This window comes from Anaerovorax odorimutans DSM 5092 (assembly GCF_000426305.1).
In the GTDB taxonomy this organism is placed as follows: domain Bacteria; phylum Bacillota; class Clostridia; order Peptostreptococcales; family Anaerovoracaceae; genus Anaerovorax; species Anaerovorax odorimutans.
The window spans coordinates 1-24,339 of sequence record NZ_AUFC01000026.1; the positions used below are offsets into that span (position 1 = coordinate 1).

24 protein-coding genes and 1 pseudogene are annotated in these 24,339 nt (G+C 31.9%); 19 read left to right on the top strand and 6 right to left on the bottom strand.

Going from position 1 to position 24,339, the window contains the following annotated elements:
• Positions 1–1,360 (top strand): Kelch repeat-containing protein (locus K292_RS0109880; RefSeq protein ID WP_156900516.1); only part of this gene is annotated, 1,360 nt, incomplete at its 5' end.
• Between the two features lie 100 nt (positions 1,361–1,460).
• On the opposite strand, the gene K292_RS0109885 is transcribed toward K292_RS0109880, so the two are convergent.
• Entirely contained in the window at positions 1,461–1,865 is a 405-nt protein-coding gene (locus K292_RS0109885; RefSeq protein WP_027399710.1) for a hypothetical protein, read from the bottom strand.
• A 398-nt stretch (positions 1,866–2,263) separates the two neighbouring features.
• Between K292_RS0109885 and K292_RS19090 the strand changes: the two genes are divergently transcribed.
• From K292_RS19090 to K292_RS0109910, 5 genes are read left to right on the top strand one after another with little or no spacing between them, the layout of a single operon-like run.
• Positions 2,264–2,404 (top strand): flagellar basal body rod C-terminal domain-containing protein, encoded by a 141-nt coding sequence (locus K292_RS19090; RefSeq protein WP_408605249.1) that lies wholly within the window; start codon positions 2,264–2,266, stop codon positions 2,402–2,404.
• 27 nt (positions 2,405–2,431) lie between these two features.
• Entirely contained in the window at positions 2,432–3,151 is a 720-nt protein-coding gene (locus K292_RS0109895; RefSeq protein ID WP_027399711.1) for a flagellar hook-basal body protein, read from the top strand.
• 16 nt (positions 3,152–3,167) lie between these two features.
• Complete coding sequence (locus K292_RS0109900; protein ID WP_027399712.1) at positions 3,168–4,574, top strand: DUF342 domain-containing protein; 1,407 nt, start codon at positions 3,168–3,170, stop codon at positions 4,572–4,574.
• A gap of 24 nt (positions 4,575–4,598) precedes the next feature.
• Positions 4,599–5,225, top strand: a complete 627-nt coding sequence (locus K292_RS0109905; RefSeq protein WP_027399713.1) for a chemotaxis protein CheC — start codon at positions 4,599–4,601, stop codon at positions 5,223–5,225.
• Positions 5,218–5,700 (top strand): chemotaxis protein CheD, encoded by a 483-nt coding sequence (locus K292_RS0109910; protein WP_027399714.1) that lies wholly within the window; start codon positions 5,218–5,220, stop codon positions 5,698–5,700. The genes K292_RS0109905 and K292_RS0109910 overlap by 8 nt, the downstream gene beginning before the upstream one ends.
• A 24-nt stretch (positions 5,701–5,724) precedes the next feature.
• Here the strand turns inward: K292_RS0109910 and K292_RS18300 are convergent, their stop codons facing one another.
• Together K292_RS18300 and K292_RS0109920 are read right to left on the bottom strand one after the other, a co-directional pair.
• The gene (locus K292_RS18300; RefSeq protein ID WP_084145968.1) at positions 5,725–6,351 is read right to left on the bottom strand and encodes a late competence development ComFB family protein; all 627 of its coding nucleotides are present in this window, start codon (positions 6,349–6,351) and stop codon (positions 5,725–5,727) included.
• Positions 6,351–7,115 carry a ParA family protein gene (locus K292_RS0109920; protein WP_027399715.1) on the bottom strand — a complete coding sequence of 255 codons (765 nt, stop codon included), beginning with the start codon at positions 7,113–7,115 and terminating at the stop codon, positions 6,351–6,353. Before K292_RS0109920 ends, K292_RS18300 begins: the two co-directional genes overlap by 1 nt.
• 291 nt (positions 7,116–7,406) lie before the next feature.
• On the opposite strand from K292_RS0109920, the gene fliD reads away from it, so the two are divergent.
• From fliD to K292_RS16735, 5 genes are all read left to right on the top strand, one after another.
• Positions 7,407–9,698 (top strand): flagellar filament capping protein FliD, encoded by a 2,292-nt coding sequence (fliD, locus tag K292_RS0109925; RefSeq protein ID WP_027399716.1) that lies wholly within the window; start codon positions 7,407–7,409, stop codon positions 9,696–9,698.
• Positions 9,699–9,717: 19 nt separating this feature from the next.
• Positions 9,718–10,119 (top strand): flagellar export chaperone FliS, encoded by a 402-nt coding sequence (fliS, locus tag K292_RS16725; RefSeq protein ID WP_037372982.1) that lies wholly within the window; start codon positions 9,718–9,720, stop codon positions 10,117–10,119.
• Position 10,120: 1 nt separating this feature from the next.
• The gene (locus K292_RS0109935; protein ID WP_027399717.1) at positions 10,121–10,516 is read left to right on the top strand and encodes a hypothetical protein; all 396 of its coding nucleotides are present in this window, start codon (positions 10,121–10,123) and stop codon (positions 10,514–10,516) included.
• A gap of 14 nt (positions 10,517–10,530) precedes the next feature.
• Positions 10,531–11,016 carry a chemotaxis protein CheW gene (locus K292_RS16730; RefSeq protein WP_051280616.1) on the top strand — a complete coding sequence of 162 codons (486 nt, stop codon included), beginning with the start codon at positions 10,531–10,533 and terminating at the stop codon, positions 11,014–11,016.
• Between the two features lie 135 nt (positions 11,017–11,151).
• Positions 11,152–12,924, top strand: a complete 1,773-nt coding sequence (locus K292_RS16735) for a methyl-accepting chemotaxis protein (RefSeq protein WP_051280618.1) — start codon at positions 11,152–11,154, stop codon at positions 12,922–12,924.
• Positions 12,925–13,001: 77 nt separating this feature from the next.
• On the opposite strand, the gene K292_RS0109950 is transcribed toward K292_RS16735, so the two are convergent.
• Entirely contained in the window at positions 13,002–14,270 is a 1,269-nt protein-coding gene (locus K292_RS0109950) for an ISL3 family transposase (RefSeq protein WP_027399718.1), read from the bottom strand.
• 167 nt (positions 14,271–14,437) lie between these two features.
• Here K292_RS0109950 and K292_RS16740 point away from each other — a divergent pair, with 167 nt between their 5' ends.
• The gene (locus tag K292_RS16740) at positions 14,438–15,094 is read left to right on the top strand and encodes a peptidoglycan recognition protein family protein (protein WP_051280620.1); all 657 of its coding nucleotides are present in this window, start codon (positions 14,438–14,440) and stop codon (positions 15,092–15,094) included.
• Between the two features lie 12 nt (positions 15,095–15,106).
• Complete coding sequence (gene radA / locus K292_RS0109960; protein WP_027399719.1) at positions 15,107–16,480, top strand: DNA repair protein RadA; 1,374 nt, start codon at positions 15,107–15,109, stop codon at positions 16,478–16,480.
• A gap of 190 nt (positions 16,481–16,670) precedes the next feature.
• Here radA and K292_RS0109965 read toward each other — a convergent pair whose 3' ends face one another.
• Positions 16,671–18,116 carry a sensor histidine kinase gene (locus K292_RS0109965; protein ID WP_037372984.1) on the bottom strand — a complete coding sequence of 482 codons (1,446 nt, stop codon included), beginning with the start codon at positions 18,114–18,116 and terminating at the stop codon, positions 16,671–16,673.
• Complete coding sequence (locus K292_RS0109970) at positions 18,106–18,780, bottom strand: response regulator transcription factor (RefSeq protein ID WP_027399721.1); 675 nt, start codon at positions 18,778–18,780, stop codon at positions 18,106–18,108. Before K292_RS0109970 ends, K292_RS0109965 begins: the two co-directional genes overlap by 11 nt.
• A gap of 304 nt (positions 18,781–19,084) precedes the next feature.
• Here K292_RS0109970 and K292_RS0109975 point away from each other — a divergent pair, with 304 nt between their 5' ends.
• The 6 genes and pseudogenes from K292_RS0109975 (at position 19,085) to K292_RS0109995 (ending at position 24,339) form a co-directional block, all read left to right on the top strand.
• A complete protein-coding gene (locus K292_RS0109975; protein WP_027399722.1) occupies positions 19,085–19,561 on the top strand; it encodes a CarD family transcriptional regulator in 477 nt (158 codons plus the stop codon).
• A gap of 67 nt (positions 19,562–19,628) precedes the next feature.
• Positions 19,629–20,732, top strand: a complete 1,104-nt coding sequence (locus K292_RS0109980) for a PIN/TRAM domain-containing protein (RefSeq protein WP_027399723.1) — start codon at positions 19,629–19,631, stop codon at positions 20,730–20,732.
• 13 nt (positions 20,733–20,745) lie between these two features.
• Positions 20,746–21,414: pseudogene (gene ispD / locus K292_RS19445) on the top strand (2-C-methyl-D-erythritol 4-phosphate cytidylyltransferase); the annotation flags it as partial.
• Between the two features lie 27 nt (positions 21,415–21,441).
• Complete coding sequence (ispF, locus tag K292_RS19450) at positions 21,442–21,912, top strand: 2-C-methyl-D-erythritol 2,4-cyclodiphosphate synthase (protein WP_245570852.1); 471 nt, start codon at positions 21,442–21,444, stop codon at positions 21,910–21,912.
• A gap of 16 nt (positions 21,913–21,928) precedes the next feature.
• On the top strand, positions 21,929–23,656 hold the full coding sequence (locus K292_RS0109990) for a proline--tRNA ligase (RefSeq protein ID WP_027399725.1): 1,728 nt from the start codon (positions 21,929–21,931) through the stop codon (positions 23,654–23,656).
• 74 nt (positions 23,657–23,730) lie between these two features.
• Positions 23,731–24,339, top strand: coding sequence for a trimeric intracellular cation channel family protein (locus K292_RS0109995; protein ID WP_027399726.1), 609 nt, complete (start codon positions 23,731–23,733; stop codon positions 24,337–24,339).

The following is a 24,339-nucleotide window of genomic DNA, read 5'->3' on the forward strand; positions in this document are numbered from 1 at the left end:
ACGATTATTAACAATTTTTTTAACTTTATGTATGGTATTAAGTATATCGGGGATAAGCGCCTGGGCGGATGGTGAAACAGGCTGGCAGGAAGAAGCATCTATGCCCACAGGAAAAAGAACTTTTGTTGTAGCAGTGGTTAATGATAATATTTATGCGATAGGTGGATATAATACGAATACTGTGGAAATTTATGATACAAAAACAAATACTTGGGATATAGGAGCCCCAATTCCAGTTAAAACTAGCAGATCGGCAGGGGCGGTTATAGGTGAAAATATTTATGTTATTACACCAGGAAGTGATGAAATGCAAATTTATGATACAAAAACGAATGCATGGACAACAAAGGGAGACATTCCTATTATACAAGAATGGGTATCAGCAACATCAGTAGGTAAGAAAATCTACGTAATAAATTATGATAATCAAACTAAAAAAAATACTACAGAAATATATGATACAGTGACTGATACTTGGGAAACAGGAACTCCTATACCAACAGATAAGTATAATGGTGCAACTGTTGCAATTGGAAGCGATATATATGTAATTGGTGGTGTTATAAATGGATCCAGTACTAATAAAGTAGATATTTATGATACGAAAACAGATACTTGGTCAAATGGAACTGATATGCCTACAGCAAGATATTACCATACCGCAGCTACTTTAGGTAGTAAAATATATGTTATGGATGGTAAGCCGAGTACGGGTAAGCGATTAAATATAGTAGAAGTTTATGATGTTACAACAAATACATGGACAACAGAAGCTTCTACCCTTGAAGTAAGAGTAGAAGCTGGATCAGCGACGGTGAATGGAAAAATTTATATAATGGGAGGTTCCAATGATACAACGAATTCTTTGAGTACAATGGAATCTCTAAAAATAGGAAATAGCGTTAGTACTGATAAAAAACTATCCGTACTACTAAATACAGGTGAAACCGTTCAGCTAAGTGTAACGTTTAATTTAACAGACAACGCTAACCTAACATGGAGTTCTACAAATGAAGCTGTAGCCACAGTAGATGCTAATGGAAAAGTAACAGCAGTTGGTGAGGGACAAGCTGATATTTATGCTCAAAATGCAGATGGAACATTTAAGGAATACATACCGGTAAAAGTAGTGGAGGGTACTGCAGACGAAATGCGTTTGGCAGTTCATTTAAAATTAGGAGATAACTCTAATCTATATTTAGCTGATGATCCCAGTTTAGTAACTTGGAGTTCAATGGACGAAAGCGTAGCCACAGTATCAGCAAGCGGAGAAGTGACAGCAGTAAAAAAAGGGCTTGCTATAATTAAAGGTGAATTAGAAGGACAAAGTTATCAGATTTATGTTAGAGTGAATGGATAGTTTAAAGCATATGGTATTAAGTATGTTTGATAAATAAACTAATTAATCTGACCAGTATAACTTGGTCAGATTTTTGATTTACAAACAAATTCTTATTGGATTATTCATTAAAACCATTTTTTTGAAAATATAAAAAACTTTTAACCGATTTAGATGCGGTAAGGATAATAGCAGATATTATAAAAACTACACTCATAATCAAGAAATAAATTTCAAATAAATATAATTTACTTGAGGTTATAATTACTAAACCAAAGAATCCTCCAATAAGTAGAAGTATCACCATAAGATTTTTAGCCCATATATGACCTTTGTATAGGAAAAATAATATTATACTTTCTAAGCCTAACCTGATAGTTGCTTGTATTAAATGACTAATTACTTGATTCATAGAACCATTAATAGCATAAATATATGTGCTACCCGGTATCGTGATAATATCAATTATTATTAGGGCTATAATTATGCCAATGACAATTTTTTTGCCTTTTTTAATTAACTCCATTTATTTACCTTCCATATACATAATTTTACTATTTACCATCTTATCATAAATTATAAAAAGAATAAACCGTTTGCATTCCACACATATATAATTTAATATCTAAAAGAGAGAAAAAGGGGAAGCAACCTGCTTTCTAAAAAACAGCCGGCATAGTGTTCGGCTGTTTGCATGAGTAGGTGTACATTGTACACCTGATGTACACCAAGGTTAAGTTATCATATTTAATTCGTAGTAACTTTAAATTATAATTTATAGATTTAATTTCATATAAGTGTTAAAATTTCAGGTGTTATAAGTTATTATATAGTATTGTAGAGAAAACATTTTAATTTTGTTATTATATACGATGCATACAGAATATTACTGCAAATAACAATACCAAAATTAAAGAAAAAACATTGGAACGCTCTAATGTGGATTCCATGAATGAAATGACAAATATGATTAGCAGTCAAAGAGCACTGCAAAGTGCAAGTCAAGTTCTTAAAATGTACGATCAACTAATGGATAAAGCTGTTACTGAAATAGGCAAAATATAATAAATAAAAGAAATGGAGGAATCCTTAATGAATTTATCCTTTTACTCGGGGTCTGTAGGTGCAGGTGCACAGCAATCAAAACTGGATACTATTGCAAATAATATAGCAAATGTTAACACTGTAGGATATAAGTCTGAGAACGCAGGATTTGTTGATTTGTTATATTCAAATATTAATGCTCCGGAGACACAAGACAGTGATTTAAAAGTAGGCAGTGGTGTCAGATATGAAAAAACAGATATAAAGTTTATGGATGGAGGATTAATAAGTACCGATAATCCATTGGATTTTGCTATAAAAGGGGATGGCTTTTTTGCAGTTATGGATCCTGCTGACGGAGAGATAAGGTATACCAGGGATGGCAGTTTTAAAATGTCTTTGCAGGAAGATGGGGAATTTTACTTAGCTACCGCTAAGGGTGATTTGGTTTTAAGTGTGGATGAAGAACCTATTATGATGACAGAAGATCAAAAAAGCATTGATCTAGAAACTATTGGTATTTTTGACTTTGAAAATAAAGAAGGTTTTCTATGTGTAGGAGATAATTTATATGTTCCTGTAGATAAAAATGGTGAAAGTTATTTAAAAGAGGATTCTTCTGCAGTTGAAAAATATTTAGAATTATCAAATGTAGATCTTGCCAGTGAAATGAACAAACTAATTGAGGCACAAAAGGCATATCAAATGACCTTACGTATGGTAAAAACTTCAGAAGAAATTGAGGAGACCATTAATAATTTGAGATAATAGGAGGAAAGTGTGGATGGATATGGAAAAAGTTACGGAGAAAGTAACACCCCATCAATTGCAAATAAGTGTTTCATCTGACAGAATGATGGCATTTCTTAAAGTTTTATCTATAGATAACCCGGATCCTTTGGAACCAGAGACTATTTTAAATAAACTAAAAGAATCAAAGATTAGTTATGGTATAAAAAATGAAGAAATAATTAGATTTTGTAAAAATGGTAAATATTTTTTAAAGTTAAAAGTTGCAGAAGGAGTTATTCCAATTAATGGGGAAGATGGCAAGGTGGATTTTGAGTTTAATACTGATCCCAATGGAATACCTAAAGTAAAAGAAGATGGAACTGTTGATTTTAAAAATTTAGGATTAATACAAAATGTAGAGAAAGATCAACTTTTATGTACTATTATACCGGCAAAAAAAGGAATAGAAGGAATAGATGTATATGGACAATCTGTTAAAGCGAAAGATGGTATTACACCTCAAATTAAATGCGGTAAAAATACCTATGCTTCAGAGGATCAATTAAAGATTTTTTCTAACACTTCAGGAAATGTTCGCTATTTGAGAAGTATGGTTGAAGTTGAAGATGTTTTAAGAATAAAAGGTGATGTAGGTCTTACTACGGGTAACATTGATTTTGATGGTACTGTAGAGATACAAGGAAATGTTTTGGAAGGGTTTAATGTTACTGCGAAAAAAGATATTATTGTTAAAGGCTTAGTGGAAGGATGTTGCTTAACTTCAGGTCAAAATATTGTAATCAGTGATGGCTTTAACGGCATGAAAAAAGGGATTATTCGTGCAGAAGGAAGTGTTACATGTAAATTTATAGAGACAGGTACGGTAATCTGTGGAGATAATTTTTCTTGTAATGTAGCGATAAACAGTAAAATAAAAGCAGGAAACAGTATTAAGCTAGTAGGAGATAAAGCTGCTTTGATTGGAGGGAATTACAGCGCGGGAGAATTAATTTCCGCAAAGACAGTGGGAAGTGATAAAAATATACTTGTAAACCTATCTATTTCATTGGACGATAATAGCAGAGAAGAAAAAATAAAAGAAGAATTAGAAGAAGTCGTAAGTGAAATGGAGTTATTATATAAAAAGGTCGAACAAATAAAGAAATTTAAAAATATTTCTGAGTCTATTTCTCAAAAAACCGCAATGATTCAAAAAATTATAACAAGAAATGAAGTATTAACCCTTAAGAAAAAAACTTTAGAACAAGATTTAGAGAAAATAAAAGAAACAAGGAAAGATTTGAATCCTGAAATTATTTGCAGCGGACAAATATACAGAGGTGTTAAAATTTCCATGGGTTCAGTTTCTATGAAAATCAGCAGTACAATAAGTCACCAGCGTTTTTACTTAGATAATGGTGAAATTGTTATGGGGATGATTTTACCTACTCAAGATTAATTAAAAATAGAAAGGGAATGGTGTATGCAAATTAAAAATTATGAAGAATTAAATTTTACACAAATTGATGTGTTAAGAGAAATCGGCAATATTGGATCAGGTAATGCTGCAACGGCTTTGTCCGGAGTGGTTAATAAAAGGATCAATATGTCAGTTACTGATGTTAAAATACTGGATTATAATGATGCAATGGATATGGTAGGCGGACCTGAACTTATAGTAGCGGGTGTAATTGTAAAATTGTCGGGAGATATGGAAGGTATTATGCTGTATCTGGGCAAATTAGAGTTTATTAATATGGTTTTAGAAAGTATTTCTTTAGATCCTGTGGAGTCATATGATGAACTGTCAGAATTGGAATTATCCAGTGTGACGGAAATTGGTAATATTTTAATATCTTCTTATATGAATGCGATTGCTTCTTTAGCTGATATAAATATAAAATTATCAGTGCCTGCAATAGCTGTAAATATGGCTGGGGCAATTTTAAGTGTTCCAATGGTTGAATATAGTTATACGGCAAACAAGATTATGATTATTGATGCAAATTTTATGTTTGATGGCAAAGAAATTTGTAGTGATTTAATACTTGTGCCAGATATAAATTCCTTATCTTTTCTTCTTAAGAAATTAGGTGTTGCCGATGAGTAATATGACTTCCGTAGGTATTTCTGATATGAAAATAATTAAAGGTAATGGATGTCTAATTACATATGCTTTAGGATCTTGTGTTGGGATTTGCATTTATGATTCCAGAACAAAACTTGCAGGCATGGTACATATAATGTTGCCAAATGCTCCTAATGGAGACAATGCTAATCCCTATAAATATGCGGATGTTGGAATAAAAAACATGATTTCAAAGATGATTTCTATGGGTGCTGTGAAAAGCAACCTGTTTGCTAAAATAGCAGGTGGAGCAAAAATGTTTGAAATTTTTGATGACAATGCCTTCGGTAATATTGGCAAAAGAAATATAATTACTGTCAAGGATGTCTTACAAGGAGAAAGAATACCTATAAAAGGTGAACAAGTGGGTGCGAACTATGCAAGGACCCTACTTTTTTGTGCAGAGAATGGAGAAGCTAAAGTTAGAACAGCGGGCTCTAAAGAAACAATTTTTTAATGATTGTTTCTTTAGAGTAATATTTTATTTATGTCTTGAATTTCCTTCTACTTGAATACACGCTTTTAATACTGCAGATAGTAAATCAGTTGAATATTGCTTTTCATAAGAATTTAATTTTGCAAATAGCTGTCCTGCATCTGATGAAACATACATTGGAGGCAGCATATTCAATGTAAGAGCAATCACGTCGTTTGTACATTTTTCGCAAGTACACATCCCCAATTTTTTCATAGTAGGTATTACTTTGCTTTTTACAAGCCCTTCGGCCAAATTATAGTAAGGAGGTTCTTTTTTTATTGATTTTACAGGTTCATTATTATTTATATTAGAATAATCATTTGTTTGATTTAAATTTTCATTATTATTTTTTACAAAGTTTTCTTTATTTTCATTCTTCGTTTGCAGTTTATTTTCGTTGGATAAATTTGTTTCTCCAATTGAATTATTATCAACTGAAATTGATTTTTCCAATTCTTTTTTTATAATTTCCGATACATTATTTTCTGAGTTGTTTTCAACTTCAATTCTTGAAGTTTTATTAAATTTCTTTGTATTATTTTCATCATAAACTGAATTTGATGAGGTTTCATCAGGTTTATTAGCTATAAGGCTAAGAACATGAGATGTTTTATTACTTTTCTTTGCCATTATTTAAACCTCCCTAGATATACCATTTTTGCAAAGGCACTGTAATCTATAGATGCGTTTGCTTTTGGAGCATATGATAAAATTCCTTGTCCATGAGCAGGTGCTTCAGCTACAGCAACACTGCTGCGAATTTTTGTTGAAACTACTATTGTTCCAAGTTGATCAGCGATTTGCCCTGCCATTTCTTCCACTTCTTTAGTAAGCATCATTCGTTTGTTATATTTTGTTAATAAAATGCAGGAAACTTCTAAACTAGGATTAAAGAATTTTTTTACGCTGTCAATTGTTTCTTTAATTTGACTGATTCCTAAAAGGCTTAGAATCTCGGGAACCATAGGTACAATCAGTGAATCAGCAGCTACATAGGCGTTTACCGTCAATATATTTAGAGCAGGCGGTGTATCTATAATAATAAAATCATAATTGTCTTTTATGTCATTAATTGCATCTCTTAGTAAAAACTCTCTTCCCGAACGATTGAATTCCAACTCGGCAGTACTTAATAGAATATTTGAAGCTATAAAATCACCACAGTCAATAGAACGCAGAGCCTCTTTAGCAGTTACGTTCCCCTTAAGAACATCATAAATGGTAAAACCTGATTCAATGTCTAAACCGAGGCTGAAACCTAAGCTTCCTTGTGGATCAAGATCAATACCTAGTACTTTATTTCCCATACTAGAAAGACAAGAAATCAGAGCATTGCAAGTAGTGGTTTTTCCCACTCCTCCTTTTTGATTTGTTACTGTTATAATTTTCGACAATTTATTTCCTCCGATTTAAAATAAGACTAGAAAACTCTTATTTAATTTTATCATATGTCGATATATATGTATATAAACAAACGTAAATTTAAAAGAAATTAGATGATGTAATGGTTCCAATGATTAAGACAGCGTTGCTGATAGGAAGAAATCATTGAATCATGCTAGGAAAACAGGAACATGATATAATGATTCCCTTGATTGAAAATAGTGTTGCTTCAAGGGAGAAATCATTAAACCACATTTTGAAAGCATACTATATTGTACATAAAAGATAGGGGGAAATTAATTATGATAAACAGTATTGACAGTTATTCATCGATCAGTACTCGAAAGGGAGTTAGCGGTGTTGTCAGCGGACTTGATACAGATGAAATTGTAAAGGGGATGACCAGTGGAACTCGCAGTAAGATTGCAAGTCTTCTTCAAAGCAAAGAAATCTTAACTTGGAAAAGAGATTCATATCGTTCTATAAGCAGCAAATTGATTGCTTTTTCTGAGAAATATATGTCATTCTCTTCAACAAGTAATATTTTAAGCAATAGCTTTTTTCAAAATTCTACAATATCAGCCATAGGAGAAAACAGTTCATGTGTATCGGTTACGGGAGATCCAAAAAGTGTACAAGGATTATCTATTGAAAGTATTGATCAGTTGGCAACTTATGAAAACTTTATATCAAATAAGAATGCATCAAGTCATGCACTGCTGACAAATGATATTGATCTTTCAGCAGCAGGCAGAACAGTTAATAATTTGGCGGGTGAAACGATTAATTTAAGCTATGAGGGTAAAATTTATAATGTTACTATAGATAAAGACTTTACAGGAACAACTGCCTCAGAAATTTCAGATGCATTTAATGCTGCTCTAAGTAAGATTGAGCTTTCAGACGGAAGTACACTTGATTCAAAGATTGAGATGAAAGACGGTGGAGATGGCAGCACTATTGAAATTATATCTAAGGATGGTAATGAGGTTTCTGTATCGGCAGGAAGTAAATCTGCATTAACAGCTTTAGGTATCAGCACAGGTGCAAGTTCAACTTCATCTTCAGATCCAATAACAGGAACTCTTGGAGATATTACAAGTCAAATCGTATTCAATGATTTAATTAAAGGAAAAAGCATGATCTTTGATTACAACGGAATACAAAAGACAATTACATTCAGTGATACTAAAACTTATAGTAATATTGGTGAATTGAAGGCAGAGTTACAATCTCAGCTTGATACTGCCTTTGGAGCAGGTAAAATTACTGTAGCCGGGAGTGGTGAAGATGGAGAAGTTGGAAGCTTAAGTTTTACAACTACCAATGATTCTTCTATATTAACTTTTGTAAATGCAGATAAGGAGTTGGCAGGTCTCAAAGGTATCTTTAACACAGAGACTTATACATCCAATCGTTTAAACTTATATAAACCTATTTCAGATATGGCAACAGAGTTGGGATTAACTCCAAATGGGGATGGGAATTATGTTATGAATGTGAATGGTAAAGAATTTACATTTGATGGAAGCAAAAGCATAAAAAATGTAATAGATACAATTAACTCTTCTAATGCGGGGGTTAGTATAAAGTATTTGTCTGTAACTGATAAATTTAGTGTTTCTGCTACAGACTCTGGTTCTTTAGGCAATGTTAATATCAGTGATACAAGCGGAAATTTAGCAAGTATTCTAATAGGTACAGCAGGAACGGACTATAACATAAATGAAGGAAAAGATGCTGTGATGAAAATTAGTTATGACGGTGGAGTAACAGAGAGCGAACTGATAAGAAATAGTAATACTTTTTCTATTGATGGTGCAAACATTACATTAAATTCTACCTTTTCTGAAGGAGATGCCGTTACATTCACATCAAAACAAAATGCAGATGATATGGTGAAAGTTATCAAAGATATGGTTAATGATTATAATGAGATCATAGAACTAGTAAATACTGAAGTTTCTACCAAAAGAAATCGAGATTATAAACCTCTCACAAATGAGCAGGAAGAAGGAATGACAGACAGTCAAATTGAGGAATGGAATAAGAAAGCTAAGGCAGGAATGTTGTTTGCCGATTCTGATCTACGTACACTTACAAGTGAACTACGTTTTGCTTTTTCTTTTGCAGTACCTAATTCGGGGTCAATAAGCGATATAGGTCTTTCTACATCAAGCAATTATCAGGATAATGGGAAGATTCTTGTTGATGAGGAAAAGTTAAAAAAAGCATTAGAAGAAAGACCTGATGAAGTAAAGAATATGTTTACTATGCCAAAGAGCACAGAGTCAACAGCTACACAATATGATGCAGGTATTATGACAAGAGTGAAAGGGATTTTTGACAAATATTCTGCCAAAATGGGAGAAAAAGGTATCTTTATAAAAAAAGCAGGCTTGGAAAATTCATATCTTACTTTAGATTCTGATATATATAAAAGCATGAAAGAAATTGATGAACAAGTTGAAAGATTAAGTACAAGTCTAAAAGCAGAAGAAGATCGTTACTATACTCAATTTACTGCTTTGGAAAAATATATATCTCAGATGAATACACAAAGTAGTTGGCTAACTGATCAATTTAGCAGCTAGAAAGGATTAGGTATATATAATGAGCTATGGAAATGCTTATCAGAATTATAAAGAACAATCTGTAAATACTATGACAAAAGGGGAAATGCTGAACTTACTTTATGAAGAGATGATAAAGCGTTTAAAAAGGGCAAAAATCGGTGCAGAAAAAGAAGACTATGCTTTATTTGATAGTGAGATTAAAAGAACTAAAGAAATAGTTACATATTTGGTAAACAGCCTAAATCGAAAATATTCAGTTAGCAAAGATCTTCTAAGGTTATATGATTTTATAAATTATGAATTGGCACGTATAAGTGCAAGCAGAAATATAAATATAATAGATGAAGTTTTGCCTTTTATAGTGGAATTACGAGATACGTTTAAAGAAGCAGATCGTATTGCAAAAAAAACAGGTGGTATGACAGCTTTGGGAGGTTGATATGAAAATGGACAATAGTAATACCGCTTTAAATAAGATCCTATCCAATTTGCAAGTGAAATATAATCATTACAATAATCTTTTCAACTTAACAAAACAGTTAGAAGAAGTATTTAAGATGAATGATGAGGTTTCAATAGCTGCTACTCTAAATATGAGACAAAAGGTTATGTTAATTGTAGATAAGCTTGATGCAGAAAATAGATTGATTGTTAGTAAATTACCTAAAGCGATAAAAGAGAGAATGACTGAAGTTCTATTCCCGAAAGGTGATCCTGTAAGGCTGGAAAATGCTTTAGAAACCAATATCTTTGATACCAATAAGAGAAATCTTACTCTTTTAAAAAAAATTATCGATTTAGATGATAAAGTTAACAAAATTATAAATAAGCGATAGGCGGAGGTATGAATATGGCATTGGAAATGAAAAAAGAAGCAGTAGAAAATGACATAAATGAAATAGAAATAATGGAATTTACCATAGATGGGGATTTGTTTGGAATTCGCGTTGAGCAAGTACGTGAAATTATGATGCCAAGTTCAGTTAGAGAAATTCCATTATCACATCCGGCGGTAGAAGGAGTTTTTAAACCTCGAGATACAGTAATAACGGTAATTAATTTACCGAGATATTTAAATTTGGAAGAGGAAAACAATTCAGAACGTAATTTGTTTATAGTAACAGATTTTAAAGGAAGACTCTCTGCTTTTAGAGTGCATACTGTAGTAGGAATCGATCGAATTACAGAAGAGGCACTTCAAAAACCGGATAAAACCATATATGGCGGAGGAGAAGGTGTTGTAGTAGGATTGGCACAATGTGAAAATAGATTACTAACTATTTTAGATTTTGAAAAAATTGTGGCAGAAATTTCGGTAGATACAGATACGCTATAAATGCCTATGAGAGAATGATTAAGAAACACAAACTTTTGTAATTCTGCATACGATACAACAGAAACAATATAAATATTCATACTTTAAGCTATAAGCTTTTAGTTGAATATATAATGTTTTTGAGGTGAAAATATTGTGTGGAAAGATATGAAAGTAAAAAGGAAACTATTAGTTGGATTTGGCATAATACAAATACTGCTTATTATTTCTATGCTTATATCCATTGGAAATATTTATAAAGTTTCAAATGACGTAAATAAATACAGTGAGACGATTTTACCAAACAGTGAAATTATAAACATGATACAAAAAAATATGTTATCAGTGCAAAATTATTTGTATCAAGCTGTTATTTCAGAAGATTTGGATGAAATTGAAAAGTTATGTGATTCTTCTAAGGCTGATGCTGAAACTATCTACAGCAAATTAGATGAATTGAAAAATAATAACGGAATCACAGAGGAAAGTTATAATAAATTACTTCAAGCTTTTTCAGATGTTAAAGAATTAAGAATTCAAATTGTAGATGCAGTATTAAAAAATGATAATGATACGGCTATGCAAATCCTTAAGAACGAATTTAAAATAAATTTTGAAACAGCTGATAAGGCAATGGAAAAATGCTATAATGATAAATCTGAGATTGAGAACACTTTAGTAGAGGCTTCAGAGTTGGCAAAAAATCAAGCTATAATAACTCTAGCAGTAATACTAAGTATATCAATTATAATTTCATTTATAGCTACCGTAAAAATTACAAAAAGTATAAATAATCCTTTAGAAAAGATTGAAATGGCAGCAGAATCAATGGCTAAAGGAAATTTAAAAATTGATATAGAATATTATTCAAAAGACGAAGTTGGTAAATTAGCTGAAAAATACAGGCAAATGAGCAAAACTCTCTCTGCTTATATTAAAGATATTGATAGAGTTATGGAAGAAATGGAAAAGGGTAATTTTGCAATAGAGTTGCCGAATAACTTTATTGGAGATTTTGTAAAAATTCAAAAATCTTTTGCTGATTTTATATTGAATATATCCGTAGCTTTAAGAGATATTAAAGTCTCGGCAGAGATGGTTGACAGTGCAGCAGGTCAGGTGGCAATCGGATCCCAAGCACTGGCGCAGGGAGCTACTGAGCAAGCAAGTTCAATTGAAGAACTTTCTGCATCTATTGCTGAAGTTTCAGCTCATATAAATTTAAATGCTGAAAATACTAATACAGCAAAAGAAAAATCTAATGAAACAGTAGATTCTGTGGAAAATAGCAATAATAAAATGCAAAAACTAATTGAAGCTATGAATGAAATTAGCTTATCTTCATCACAGATAGGAAAAATTATAAAAACCATAGATGATATTGCCTTTCAAATAAATATTCTGGCATTAAATTCCGCTGTAGAAGCTGCAAGAGCAGGGACTGCAGGCAAGGGTTTTGCTGTTGTTGCAGATGAAATTAGAAATTTAGCCAGTAAAAGTACTGAGGCGGCCAAGAATACAACTGAATTGATAGGTAATTCTATAAAATCAGTAGAGAAAGGCAGAAAGCTATCTGAAGAAACAGCGGAATCTTTATTAAGAATAGTTAAGGACATTAAAGAAGTAACTAATTTGGTTGAAGAGGTTAATCTTGCCACAAATGAACAGGCAGGGGCTATTTCTCAAATTAATTTAGGGATTGAGCAAATCTCAACAGTTGTGCAGAATAATTCTGCAACTAGTGAGGAGAGTGCAGCTGCGGCAGAAGAATTATCAGAGCAATCTCAGAAATTGAATCAGTTAGTGAACAAATTTAAAATTAAAAATATAGATTTAGAGAATACTATGGGTGACTATAATAAGTTAAAATATACAAATAAAGATGCCCATATAACAGATAAAGAATTTAATGATAATAGTAAGTATTAATATTATTTTAAAAGGTTGTTTGTCAACTGTGGGGGTTAGATAGAAATATCTAGCCCTCTATTTATGATTAATAAGTATTAATAAAATACCAGAAGTATTCTTTTTCTAAAATTGATGAAAGACCTATAACCAAATGAAACACGTTTAATAACTTTGATTTTATTGTTGCAGCCTTCAATAAAGCCATTACTTAAGGTTCTGCCTTCATATTTAATAAAGGATGAGCAAATAGGTTTATACCATTTTTTTATCGTTTTGATGACAGAATCAAATTCTGAGATATTATACTTTATGGCTAATTCCAGCCACTTATCTAATAGTTGTATTTGCTTTTCAGAATTATCAAGATTAATAATATAAAGGAAATCTTGATATAATGAATGAGCATTTGCCAATTCACTATTGAGTGATAAAATATAGTTTAAAACTTCATAGTCGGTAACAGGTCTTTTTAATAGGTGAGAAAAATATCTTCGCTTATCATTAATATCATCAAAATTCTTGTTAAGCAAGCGCCAATTTCTTTTTATTTGATATGCTGTTTTATTATCTAAAGAGTTAGAAATTCGCTTCCTGACAGAATTAAGAGCTACATTTACAACTCTTTGATAGTGAAATTTATCAGCGACTAATGTAGCGTTAGGAAATAACTTTAAAATTATTTGTCTATATGGCTCCCACAAATCTGAAATGATATATTTAACTCTATTTCTTACCTTTCTATTAAATCTAGAAAAATACTTATATACAGAAGAAAATTTTCTATCTGAAAGAATTTCAAGTATAGATTTATTAATTGGATCAACAACTAAAAAAGCATATTTACCTTCTGATGTATTTGCTTTAAATTCATCGAAAGAAAGAACAGAAGGTAAGGTGTTGGGTAGATTAATATTATCAACTTTCTGTAGACTACGGTAAACAGTGGACGTTGAAACATTATGATTGTTAGCAATATCTGTTAAAGAATCAATTTTTTTAAGAGAGAATGTAATACTTTGATATACCTTATTAGAAATAAAACAATGTTTCTTAACGCATTTTAAATCTTCGGTAATAGTTTTATTACAATCTTCACATTCAAAACGTTTCTTTTTAATTGAGACGATAAGAGGCTGAGGACCGCATGAATTATATTTAAGGTCAACAGTACGGTAATCGTGAAGCTTATATATGATCTGTCCACAGAAAGGGCAGACATAAAACTTTGTGGAAGAGATAAAATGAATCCTCTTAGCGGTAACTCCATTTTTAAGAACAACATAATCATTACGAAGAAAATTATTCTCTACAATATTTTCTTCTTCTAAATCTAGTAAAAATTTGATATTATTATTTATAGACATAACATAACTCCTTTCGTGATTTGGTTTAGTTCACTTTAATCATAAAACAGAGTTTATGTTATGTCTTTCTTTTTTTCTATTTACCCCCACAAAAATTATAGAACCTTTTAAAATAGAGTACCTTTTAGGTACTCTATTTTGATATAATTAATAAAGGGGTTTATAAATTGAGTATAGAAGAATTTCGTATAAATAGAAAAAGAAGGCGTATTCGTAATTTAATAGTTTTCTTAATTATTGTTAGTTCTCTTACTATAGGGATTGTTATTGCTGTTAAGGAAGCTGCACCTTCAAAGGAAAGACTGCCGGTTAGCAATATCGACGGAATACCAGTAGTAACAGATTTACTTCCAAAGGGAATAGAAGGAAGACCGGGAGTTACAAGAAAAATAAAATATATTGTTATTCATGAAACAGGCAATACAGAAACAAACGCAGATGCCGTAGCTCATGATATATATCTTCATAGAGTAGCAGAGGAAAAACCATTAGCTTGGCATTATACTGTGGATGATCATGAAATCTATCAACATCTGCCTGACAATGAGATTGGATATCATGCTGGAGATCAGCTGAAAAAAGATGGAGGTAATGTTAATGGTATAGGTATTGAAATGTGTGTAAATTCGGAAAATGATTATGAGCAAACATTGAAAAATACAGCTTTACTTGTACACTACTTACTGGATGTATATGATCTTGATATTAGTGCTGTAAAAAAACATCAAGATTTTTCGGGTAAGATATGTCCTGAAAGATTAATAAAAGAAGATAGATGGGATGAATTCTTAGAAATGATTTCTTCTGCTGAAGAATATAATTAAGGAGACTATTTAATGGCAAAAAAAACAAAAAACGTATTCGTATGTCAAGAATGTGGATATGAGAGTCCTAAGTGGATGGGACAATGTATATGTGGACAATGGAATACAATGATTGAAGAAAAGGTTGTGGATATTAAAGATAACGATAATAGACGCAGAACAGATGCTTTAGAAAAAGTAAAAGCTATAAAGCTATCAGAAGTAAAGTCTGGCGACTATACACGCATAGATACAGGTATTAGAGAATTAAACAGAGTTTTGGGTGGAGGTCTAGTAAAAGGTTCATTGACGCTAATATCAGGAGAGCCGGGAATAGGAAAATCTACGATTATTATACAGGCAGCAGCTAAAATTGCTCAAACATACGGAAAAGTGCTTTATGTTTCCGGTGAAGAATCCGAGGAACAAATTAAGATGAGGGCAGACAGAGTTTGTAATGGAATGACGGACAACCTTTTCCTTTTGGCAGAAACTAATATGGAGATAATCATTAATGTCTTAGATGAAATAAAACCCGTATTTCTGATAATAGATTCTATTCAAACAATGTACACAGAAATGCTGGAATCAGCGCCGGGAAGTGTATCTCAAGTAAGAGCTTGCGGAAATGAGCTTATGAAAGTAGGTAAAGTAAAAAATATATCTGTATTTATTGTAGCACATGTAACAAAAAACGGAGAGCTTGCAGGTCCTAAAATAATTGAACATTTAGTAGACTGTGTTTTAAATTTTACAGGAGAGAGAAATCAAGAACTTAGAATATTAAGATCATATAAAAACAGATTTGGAACTACAAGTGAAATAGGGGCCTTTGAAATGGTTGAAGAAGGTCTTCTTGAAATAGAGAATCTATCAAAGAGTTTTCTTGAGGGTATGGAGAGCTGTGCAGAAGGCTCTATGGCTACGGCAGTTTATGAAGGAACCAGACCTTTACTTTTGGAAGTACAAGCATTGACAGCTCCTACCAATGTAGGATTTGCAAGGAGATCTGCAATTGGTGTTGAATTGCCGAGACTAAATATGATACTTGCGGTACTTGAAAGAAAAGTAGGAATATCTCTTGTAAACCAAGATGTCTATATAAATATCGTAGGTGGTTTAAAACCTGAAGGGACATCTATTGATTTAGCCGTTGCTTTAGCAATTTATTCTACATATAAGGGAATTCAAAATTCGAATAAAACATTATCTCTTGGAGAAATTGGATTAACAGGAGATTTACGCTCGATACAAAATGCAGATAAAATTGTACGAGAAGCAGTACGAATGGGTTTTACTAAAATAATTTTACCAAAAAAAAATGCAGATAAGTTCATGGAAAAGCAAAAAGATATTCAGATAATAGGGGCAAAAAATATAAAAGAAGCAATTAAAGCCAATGAATAAAAAAGAGCAAAAGCAAAATTTGAAAAATAAATTTATTTGTAAAGACTAAAAGTATTATAACTTGAATTTTACAAATTGTTCATACACCTTTTATATTATCTCAATACGGTAATGTGATATTTTCTGCAAAAAAATATGCATCTTTTGCATTTTGCTACAAAAGATGCACAGTATACATAATAATATTTTTTTATTTCTTTAGTTCAAACCAAAAGGTACTACCTTCACCGAGTTTACTTTCTACTCCAAATTTGGCATTATGAAGAAGTAGTATCTCTTTAACAATGGAAAGTCCAAGACCGCTTCCTACTGTATTTCTACTGTGATTTGAGCTTGCTTTGTAATACCTTTCCCAAATATGATCTAATTCTTTAGGATCAATACCTTGACCTGAATCTGCAATTTCGCATCGTACATAATTTTTCTTTTCTTTTAATGTAATAACTATATTTTTTATATCATTACTATATCTTAAAGCATTATCAACAAGATTAGAAATAACTTGTTTTATTCTAGCTTCGTCACCATTAATTAAAATATCGGAAGGACAATTAAAACTTATATTATATCCTTCTTTTTCAGCATAAATGTCATATGAATGTAAAATACTTTCTATAACTTCTTTAAGGTTAAAATTAGTTATTTTTAATGAATCTACACCCGACTGCATTTTGGAAAGAGCGAGAAGATCATTAACTAATAGATTTAAACGGTCAGCTTCATCTATAATAACTTGCAGATGTTTTAAACGCTTTTCTGGATTATCTCCCGATAAATCACGAATCATTTCAGCATATGATTTTACCATTGTAAGAGGTGTTCTTAAATCGTGAGAAACATTGGAAATTAAATCCCTCTGTAAAGTTTCGGTTTTCGCAAGCTCTTTAGAAGTATGGGTTAAAGTATCAGCCAAAAGAACAATTTCTGAATAATGACCTCCTTGAAATGATATTCCGTATTCTCCTTTAGCAAGTTTTGTGGCAGATTTAGTAATTTCTCTTATAGGTTTCGCAATTCTGTTTGAAAGATATAATGAAAGCGTAAATGCCAAGATAAGAGATATAATAGTAACATAAATTAATTGGTTGGCTAAAATATCAACTGTGGATTCAACAGGATACAACGGTGAGAAAATATATAGAATAACTTCTTTACCAGGAGTACTGTCTAATATTGCTCCGTATGCTAAAGTATTTGTGTTAGTATTGGGGTCAGATAAAATAATCGAAATCGTTTTGTTAGAACTTGATAAAAGCTTTTTTCTCACACTGGCTTTTTCCTTTAAATAAGTTCCATAAGCGTTAAAAACCTTTGGTTGAAAAAAGTTAGAATCTTCTTCTTTTTTCTCTTCGTCTGTTGTTATTGGTGAAAAAATAATAGTATCATTTGCTGTTTCTATATGAATATATAAATCGTTTTTTTGTAATATGGAGTAAATGCTTTCTATTAAATCCTCTTGCCCATACTGAGATATTATAGTATTAGCTATTCTCCTAGTTTCTGCAATTTTCATTTCTTCATAGTAAGTACGTAAAAAGAAAATTTGTAAAAACCATAAAATTAACATTAGAAGTGCTGCAAATAAGACAAAATATGCCCATAATTTAAATTTTAAACTTCTAGTATTAAACTTCAAATTTATATCCTACCCCTCTTAATGTGACAATATAGTCTCTGTATTTACCAAGATTATTTCTTAGGTTCTTAATATGAGTATCAATCGTTCTGTCATCACCGAAAAAATCATATCCCCAGATATCAGAAAGAAGCCTGTCTCTGGAAAGAGCAATATTTTTATTTTGAACTAAATAAAATAAGAGCTCATATTCTTTAGGTGTTAAATCTGCCTTAATACCGTCTACTGTTACTGTCCTCGCTGGTATATTGATTTCAAGTCCTTCAAAAGTAAGGACTTGAGCTTCCTCATTGGAATTACTTGTTTTGCTGCGTTTTAAAACGGCATTTACGCGGGCCATTAATTCTTTAGGACTAAATGGCTTTACTATATAATCATCAATTCCAAGCTCAAATCCAAAAAGCTTGTCATATTCTTCTCCTCGGGCGGAAAGCATAATGATTGGAATTTTTTTTATTTTTTTTATTTCTTTACAAGTTGAAAAACCATCAAGTTTTGGCATCATAATGTCCATTATTATTAAATCGAAATCGTAGAGTTTACAAAGATTTATAGCTTCCATACCGTCATCAGCTTCTGTAACATTATAGCCGTTAAACTCTGCATATTCTCTTATTACTTCACGAATTTTTTGCTCATCATCAACTACTAATAATTTGTACACCGTGTGTAATACCTCCTAAAGTAAATTGGTTCATAGAATTTTAAATAAACATATAAATTAAATCTATAATTATAATAACTTGATTATGTGAACATTTCATGAAAATTATATGATTTATTTAGTAATCTGTGAAGTGAGTATTCCTTTTCTTTTTCATAATAACATAAATATATAATAAATTATATATTTAATATTAATTATTATAGTTGACACGTAAATTTCATTGTGATAAAATAAAAAATTGTTTTCTTGACAATTGCCATATAAAAGGGCTATACTGTTATTAGGACTGGAGGTCTTTAATATGTTTGCAGTTGGAGATAAAATCGTGTATCCTATGCACGGAGCAGGAGTTATCGAAAAAATAGAGGAAAAGAAAATCCTTGGTGAAAACAGGAAATATTATATATTAAGTGTACCATGTGGTGATATGAAAATAATGATTCCTGTTGATAGTGCTGAAGAAATTGGAGTCAGGGCTATTGTATCATCTGATCAGCTGATTAGAGTTATTGAATTGCTGAAGAGTGAGACAACACAAATGTCTAACAACTGGAATAGACGTTATAGAGAAAATCAAGAAAAGCTAAAAACAGGAGAGCTTTCTAAAGTTGCAGAAGTAGTTAGGAATCTAATGCGTACAGATCGTGATAAGAAACTTTCTACAGGAGAAAAGAAAATGCTCTCAAGTGCCAAGCAAATATTGATTAGTGAAATGATTCTCGTTAATAATGTTGACCAAGATGAAGCAAATGAAATAATTAATAGATCAGTTGAATAAGGGGTAATACATAGTGCTTAAAAATTTATTTTTTAAGCACTAGTTTTAAGGGAAAGGGGGTGAATCAATGATTAGAAAATTATTTAGATCTATATTTACGCTTATTGGAATGTTATTTGGATTTGGAGTTTTTTTATTATTAAGATTTTTAATTGAAGACACCGGATTTATGGGTAAGATAAAATTATCTGATACTCATGAGTTCATAATATCAATTATTTGCGCAATTATTTTTGGATTATTATTTTTTATTCTTACTCCAACATTTGGGCGACATGGAGCAAAAGTTGCAAAAAATATAGAAACAGATTTACAAAAAGTACCTACAAATGAAGTAGTATTAGGTACGTTTGGTTTAATTATAGGGTTAATTATTGCATTCTTAATTAGTCCTATTTTTAATGCATTCCAATATATTGGAGTTGTTCTTTCTATTTGTGCCTATATTTTTATGGGATATTTGGGTGTTTTTATTGCAACAAGAAAGGGAAATGATATATTACCTGCATGGATTTCTTCTAAAAAAGCTATAGTCGGAGGAAAAGGTAAATCTAAAGGAATGGATGCTACTCCTAAGATTTTAGATACAAGTGTTATTATTGATGGAAGAATTGCAGATATTATGAAAACAGGATTTATTGAAGGTAATATTGTTATTCCTGAGTTTGTATTGGTTGAACTGCGTCATATTGCTGATTCTTCAGATTCTTTGAAAAGAAACAGAGGAAGAAGAGGCTTAGATATTCTAAACAGAATTCAAAATGAGTATGGTATTGAAATTTATAATACTGTATCAGAAAAATCTTTAGATGAAATACCGGAAGTAGATGTAAAACTTTTAAAACTTGCTCAAATAATGAATGGAAAAGTAGTAACCAATGATTTTAATTTAAATAAAGTTGCCATGATTAAAGGTGTTGAGGTTCTAAACATAAATGAGCTTGCGAACACATTAAAACCAGTAGTTTTACCTGGTGAAGACATGACACTGTTCTTGGTAAAAGAAGGAAAGGAAAACAATCAAGCCGTTGCATATTTAGATGACGGTACAATGATTGTTGTAGAAGAAGGCCGAAGATATATTGGACAGACTATCGTAGTAATTGTAACCAGTGTACTTCAAACATCTGCAGGACGTATGATTTTTGCAAAGCCTAGAAATAGTAAATAGGTGAGGACTAATAATGTATAAAAACAACAAAATTGCTGTGATTATCGCTGCTGCCGGATTAGGGAAAAGGATGGATTGCGGTATTCCTAAACAATTTATTGAAATCAGAGGAAAAACTATTTTAGAGCGCTGCGTTGCTGCATTTGAAAATAATGTGTATATTGATGATATTTATATAGTTACAAGTAAAGAATATGTTGATTGCTGTTATAATGATTTGACGGAAAACAGATTTAAAAAAATAAAGGATATAGTAATTGGAGGTACGCAACGTCAGGATTCGGTATATAATGCGTTAATGGCTGTTAAAGATGATATAGATTATGTCCTGGTTCATGATGGAGCGAGACCGTTTGTTACAGAGCAGACTATCAATAGCCTAATTGATAGCATGATAGAAAATGATGCAGCGGTAGTTGCGGTTCCAGTAAAGGATACAATTAAAGCAGCTAAGGATGACATTTTTACTCATACTTTAGACAGAAGTAAGCTGTATTCAGTACAAACTCCGCAAGGTTTTAAAAAACAACTTTTAATAGAGGCATATAAAACTGCTAATGAAAGAAAATTTTATGGTACGGATGATGCAGTTTTAGTTGAAAATTTGGGAAAAAATGTGTATGTTGTAAATGGTGATTATAATAATATAAAAATTACAACAAAGGAAGATCTTATTATGAGTGAAGGAATTTTATTATCCCAGCAGAAAATGCCCAGAATCGGAACAGGTTTTGATGTTCATCAATTAGTGGAAAATAGGCGTTTAATACTAGGCGGAGTTGATATACCCTTTGAAAAAGGACTTTTAGGTCATTCGGATGCAGATGTGCTTCTGCATGCTGTTATGGATGCATTGTTAGGAGCTGCCTCTCTTGGTGATATAGGAAAGCATTTTCCAGATAATGATACAGCCTATAGTGGTATCTCCAGTTTAATTTTACTTAGTAAAGTTAGGGACTTAATTCGTGAAGCAAACTTTATAATAAGTAATATAGACGCTACTGTCATTGCACAAAAACCGAAAATTGCTGGATATATAGATGAAATGCGGCAAAATATTGCACAAGCCCTTTGTATTGATGTTCATAAAATTAATATTAAAGGAACGACAACTGAAAAGCTGGGCTTCTGTGGCAGACAGGAAGGTATTGCAGCGCAAGCGTCCGTTTTAATACTATAAATATAAGGAGAACAAAATGAGACTATCAAAAATGTATTTTAGGACTTTGAGAGAGGTACCAAATGAAGCAGAGATTCCAAGCCATATTTGGCTGCTTAGAGCAGGGATGATTAGAAAACTTGTTTCTGGAGTTTACGGATTCATGCCGTTAGGTTTCAGGTCAGTTCGCAAAATAGAAGAAATTGTAAGACAGGAAATGGATAAAAAGGGATCACAAGAAATACATATGTCTGCAATTCAGCCGGCTGAACTTTGGAAAGAATCAGGAAGATGGTTTGCTTATGGACCTGAAATGTGGAGATTGAAAGACAGAAATGAAAGAGAATTTTGTTTGGGCCCTACCCATGAAGAAATTTTTACTGATATTGTAAGGAGTGAGGTCAGCTCATACAGACAGCTGCCTTTAAATTTATATCAGATACAGACAAAATACAGAGATGAAGCAAGACCCAGGTTTGGATTAATGCGCAGCCGTGAATTTGTTATGAAGGATGCATATTCGTTTGACAGAGACAGAGAAGGGTTAGACAAAAGTTATAACGTAATGTATGATGCTTATGAAAAAATATTTACAAGATGTGACTTAAAATTCAGAGCTGTGGAAGCGGATACCGGTGCTATAGGAGGAAATGCATCTCACGAATTTACAGCACTTTCAGAAGTGGGAGAAAGTGAAGTGGCTTATTGTGAGAAATGTGAGCTTGCTGCAACTACAGAAAGAGCAGCTTGTGTAGACTCAATATGTCACGAAGAAGAACTTCCTCTAGAAATTGTTTTAACACCGGGGACAAAAACTATTGCAGATGTTTCTGAATACTTAAATCTGAGAGAAGAACAGACTATAAAAGCTCTTCTGTTTGTAACTTATGATGAAAAGGGTGAATTTGCCGAATATGTGGCTGCATTTGTAAGAGGTGACAGAGAGTTGAACATGACGAAACTTGTTAATGCTCTTTCAATACCTGAACATGCAATTGAATTCGCTGATGAAGTTTCAATGAGTGCAAAAACCGGATGTGTAGGTGGTTTCACGGGTCCCATAGGGCTGCATGACTGTAAAATAGTTGTAGACAGTGAACTGACTAAATTAAAGAATCTATGTGCAGGTGCTTGTAAGGTGGATCATCACATATTAAATGTAAATTACGGAAGAGATTATAAGGGTGACATAGTTACAGATATTAAACTTATAAAAGCCGGAGATCCTTGCCCTGTTTGCGGAACACCGGTGAAAATTGCAAGAGGCATTGAAGTTGGACAAGTTTTTAAATTAGGTACAAAATACAGTGAATCCATGGGAGCTTATTACAAAGATGAGAATATGGAAGATCAATTAATTGTAATGGGATGTTATGGAATTGGTATTACAAGAACATTAGCTGCAATTGTAGAGCAGCATCATGATGAAAATGGTATTATCTGGCCCATGTCGGTTGCTCCGTATCATGTTATTGTTACAGTAGTAAAAACCTCTGATGAAGAACAGATGAAAGTTGCTGAAAAAATATATAACGAATTAATTGATGCAGGAGTGGAAGCTTTAATCGATGACAGAGATGAAAGAGCCGGAGTAAAATTTAAAGATGCGGATATACTAGGAATACCTCTTAGAATTACTGTAGGTAAAAAAGCATCTGAAGGAATTGTGGAATATAAGATGAGACGGGATACTGAAAAAATAGAAATGAGTGTAAATGAAGCTATAGAAAATGCAATTAATGTTGTAAAAGCTGAGATTAATTAAGCCTTATAAAAATGGGAGGGTCGGATAAAACCGTTCCTCCTATAAATTTTTTATAGAAAGAAGGATTAAATCCAGTGTATTTTATTTCGGGAGTAGAATTAATTGGTACGGTAGCTTTTGCTGTTACGGGTGCTCTTGTAGCTATAGAAAAAAATTTAGATTATTATGGTATTGCATTTTTTTCTGCTGTTACGGCAGTGGGAGGCGGAATAGTAAGAGATATGATGATAAATAAAGATCTTTCTACCGCTTTAGAAAATCCTGTATATGTAATATTAAGTTTAATTTCAGCAATATTTGTAATTGTATTTTATAAAAAAATTAATAAGTTAAATAATATAATACAGTTTTTTGATGCAGTGGGGTTGGCAGCATTTACAGCTATAGGAGCTGAGGTTGCAGTTAAAAATAATTTGGATATGCCTTTTGTAGTAGTAACGTTATCCCTACTTACAGGGACCGGTGGAGGGATTCTGCGTGATGTTTTCGCAATAAAAATACCCTTCGTTTTTAAAAAAGAAATTTATGCTGTAGCTTCAATAATTGGAGCCATATGCTTTATATTTATTTACCTATATTTAGGTAATACTATTGCATTATATTCCTGTTTTGGAATTACTCTTATTATTAGGCTTATTTGTATTAAAAAAGACATTCATTTGAAAAAGGTAAGCAAGGTGTAG

Excerpts from the sequence above, each read along its gene's own strand:
- K292_RS0109885 (WP_027399710.1), bottom strand. The coding sequence starts at position 1,865 with ATGGAGTTAATTAAAAAAGGCAAAAAAATTGTCATTGGCATAATTATA.
- K292_RS0109895 (WP_027399711.1), top strand. The coding sequence starts at position 2,432 with ATGAATTTATCCTTTTACTCGGGGTCTGTAGGTGCAGGTGCACAGCAA.
- K292_RS0109900 (WP_027399712.1), top strand. The coding sequence starts at position 3,168 with ATGGATATGGAAAAAGTTACGGAGAAAGTAACACCCCATCAATTGCAA.
- K292_RS0109905 (WP_027399713.1), top strand. The coding sequence starts at position 4,599 with ATGCAAATTAAAAATTATGAAGAATTAAATTTTACACAAATTGATGTG.
- K292_RS0109910 (WP_027399714.1), top strand. The coding sequence starts at position 5,218 with ATGAGTAATATGACTTCCGTAGGTATTTCTGATATGAAAATAATTAAA.
- K292_RS18300 (WP_084145968.1), bottom strand. The coding sequence starts at position 6,351 with ATGGCAAAGAAAAGTAATAAAACATCTCATGTTCTTAGCCTTATAGCT.
- fliD (WP_027399716.1), top strand. The coding sequence starts at position 7,407 with ATGATAAACAGTATTGACAGTTATTCATCGATCAGTACTCGAAAGGGA.
- fliS (WP_037372982.1), top strand. The coding sequence starts at position 9,718 with ATGAGCTATGGAAATGCTTATCAGAATTATAAAGAACAATCTGTAAAT.
- K292_RS0109935 (WP_027399717.1), top strand. The coding sequence starts at position 10,121 with ATGAAAATGGACAATAGTAATACCGCTTTAAATAAGATCCTATCCAAT.
- K292_RS16730 (WP_051280616.1), top strand. The coding sequence starts at position 10,531 with ATGGCATTGGAAATGAAAAAAGAAGCAGTAGAAAATGACATAAATGAA.
- K292_RS0109950 (WP_027399718.1), bottom strand. The coding sequence starts at position 14,270 with ATGTCTATAAATAATAATATCAAATTTTTACTAGATTTAGAAGAAGAA.
- radA (WP_027399719.1), top strand. The coding sequence starts at position 15,107 with ATGGCAAAAAAAACAAAAAACGTATTCGTATGTCAAGAATGTGGATAT.
- K292_RS0109975 (WP_027399722.1), top strand. The coding sequence starts at position 19,085 with ATGTTTGCAGTTGGAGATAAAATCGTGTATCCTATGCACGGAGCAGGA.
- K292_RS0109980 (WP_027399723.1), top strand. The coding sequence starts at position 19,629 with ATGATTAGAAAATTATTTAGATCTATATTTACGCTTATTGGAATGTTA.
- ispF (WP_245570852.1), top strand. The coding sequence starts at position 21,442 with ATGCCCAGAATCGGAACAGGTTTTGATGTTCATCAATTAGTGGAAAAT.
- K292_RS0109990 (WP_027399725.1), top strand. The coding sequence starts at position 21,929 with ATGAGACTATCAAAAATGTATTTTAGGACTTTGAGAGAGGTACCAAAT.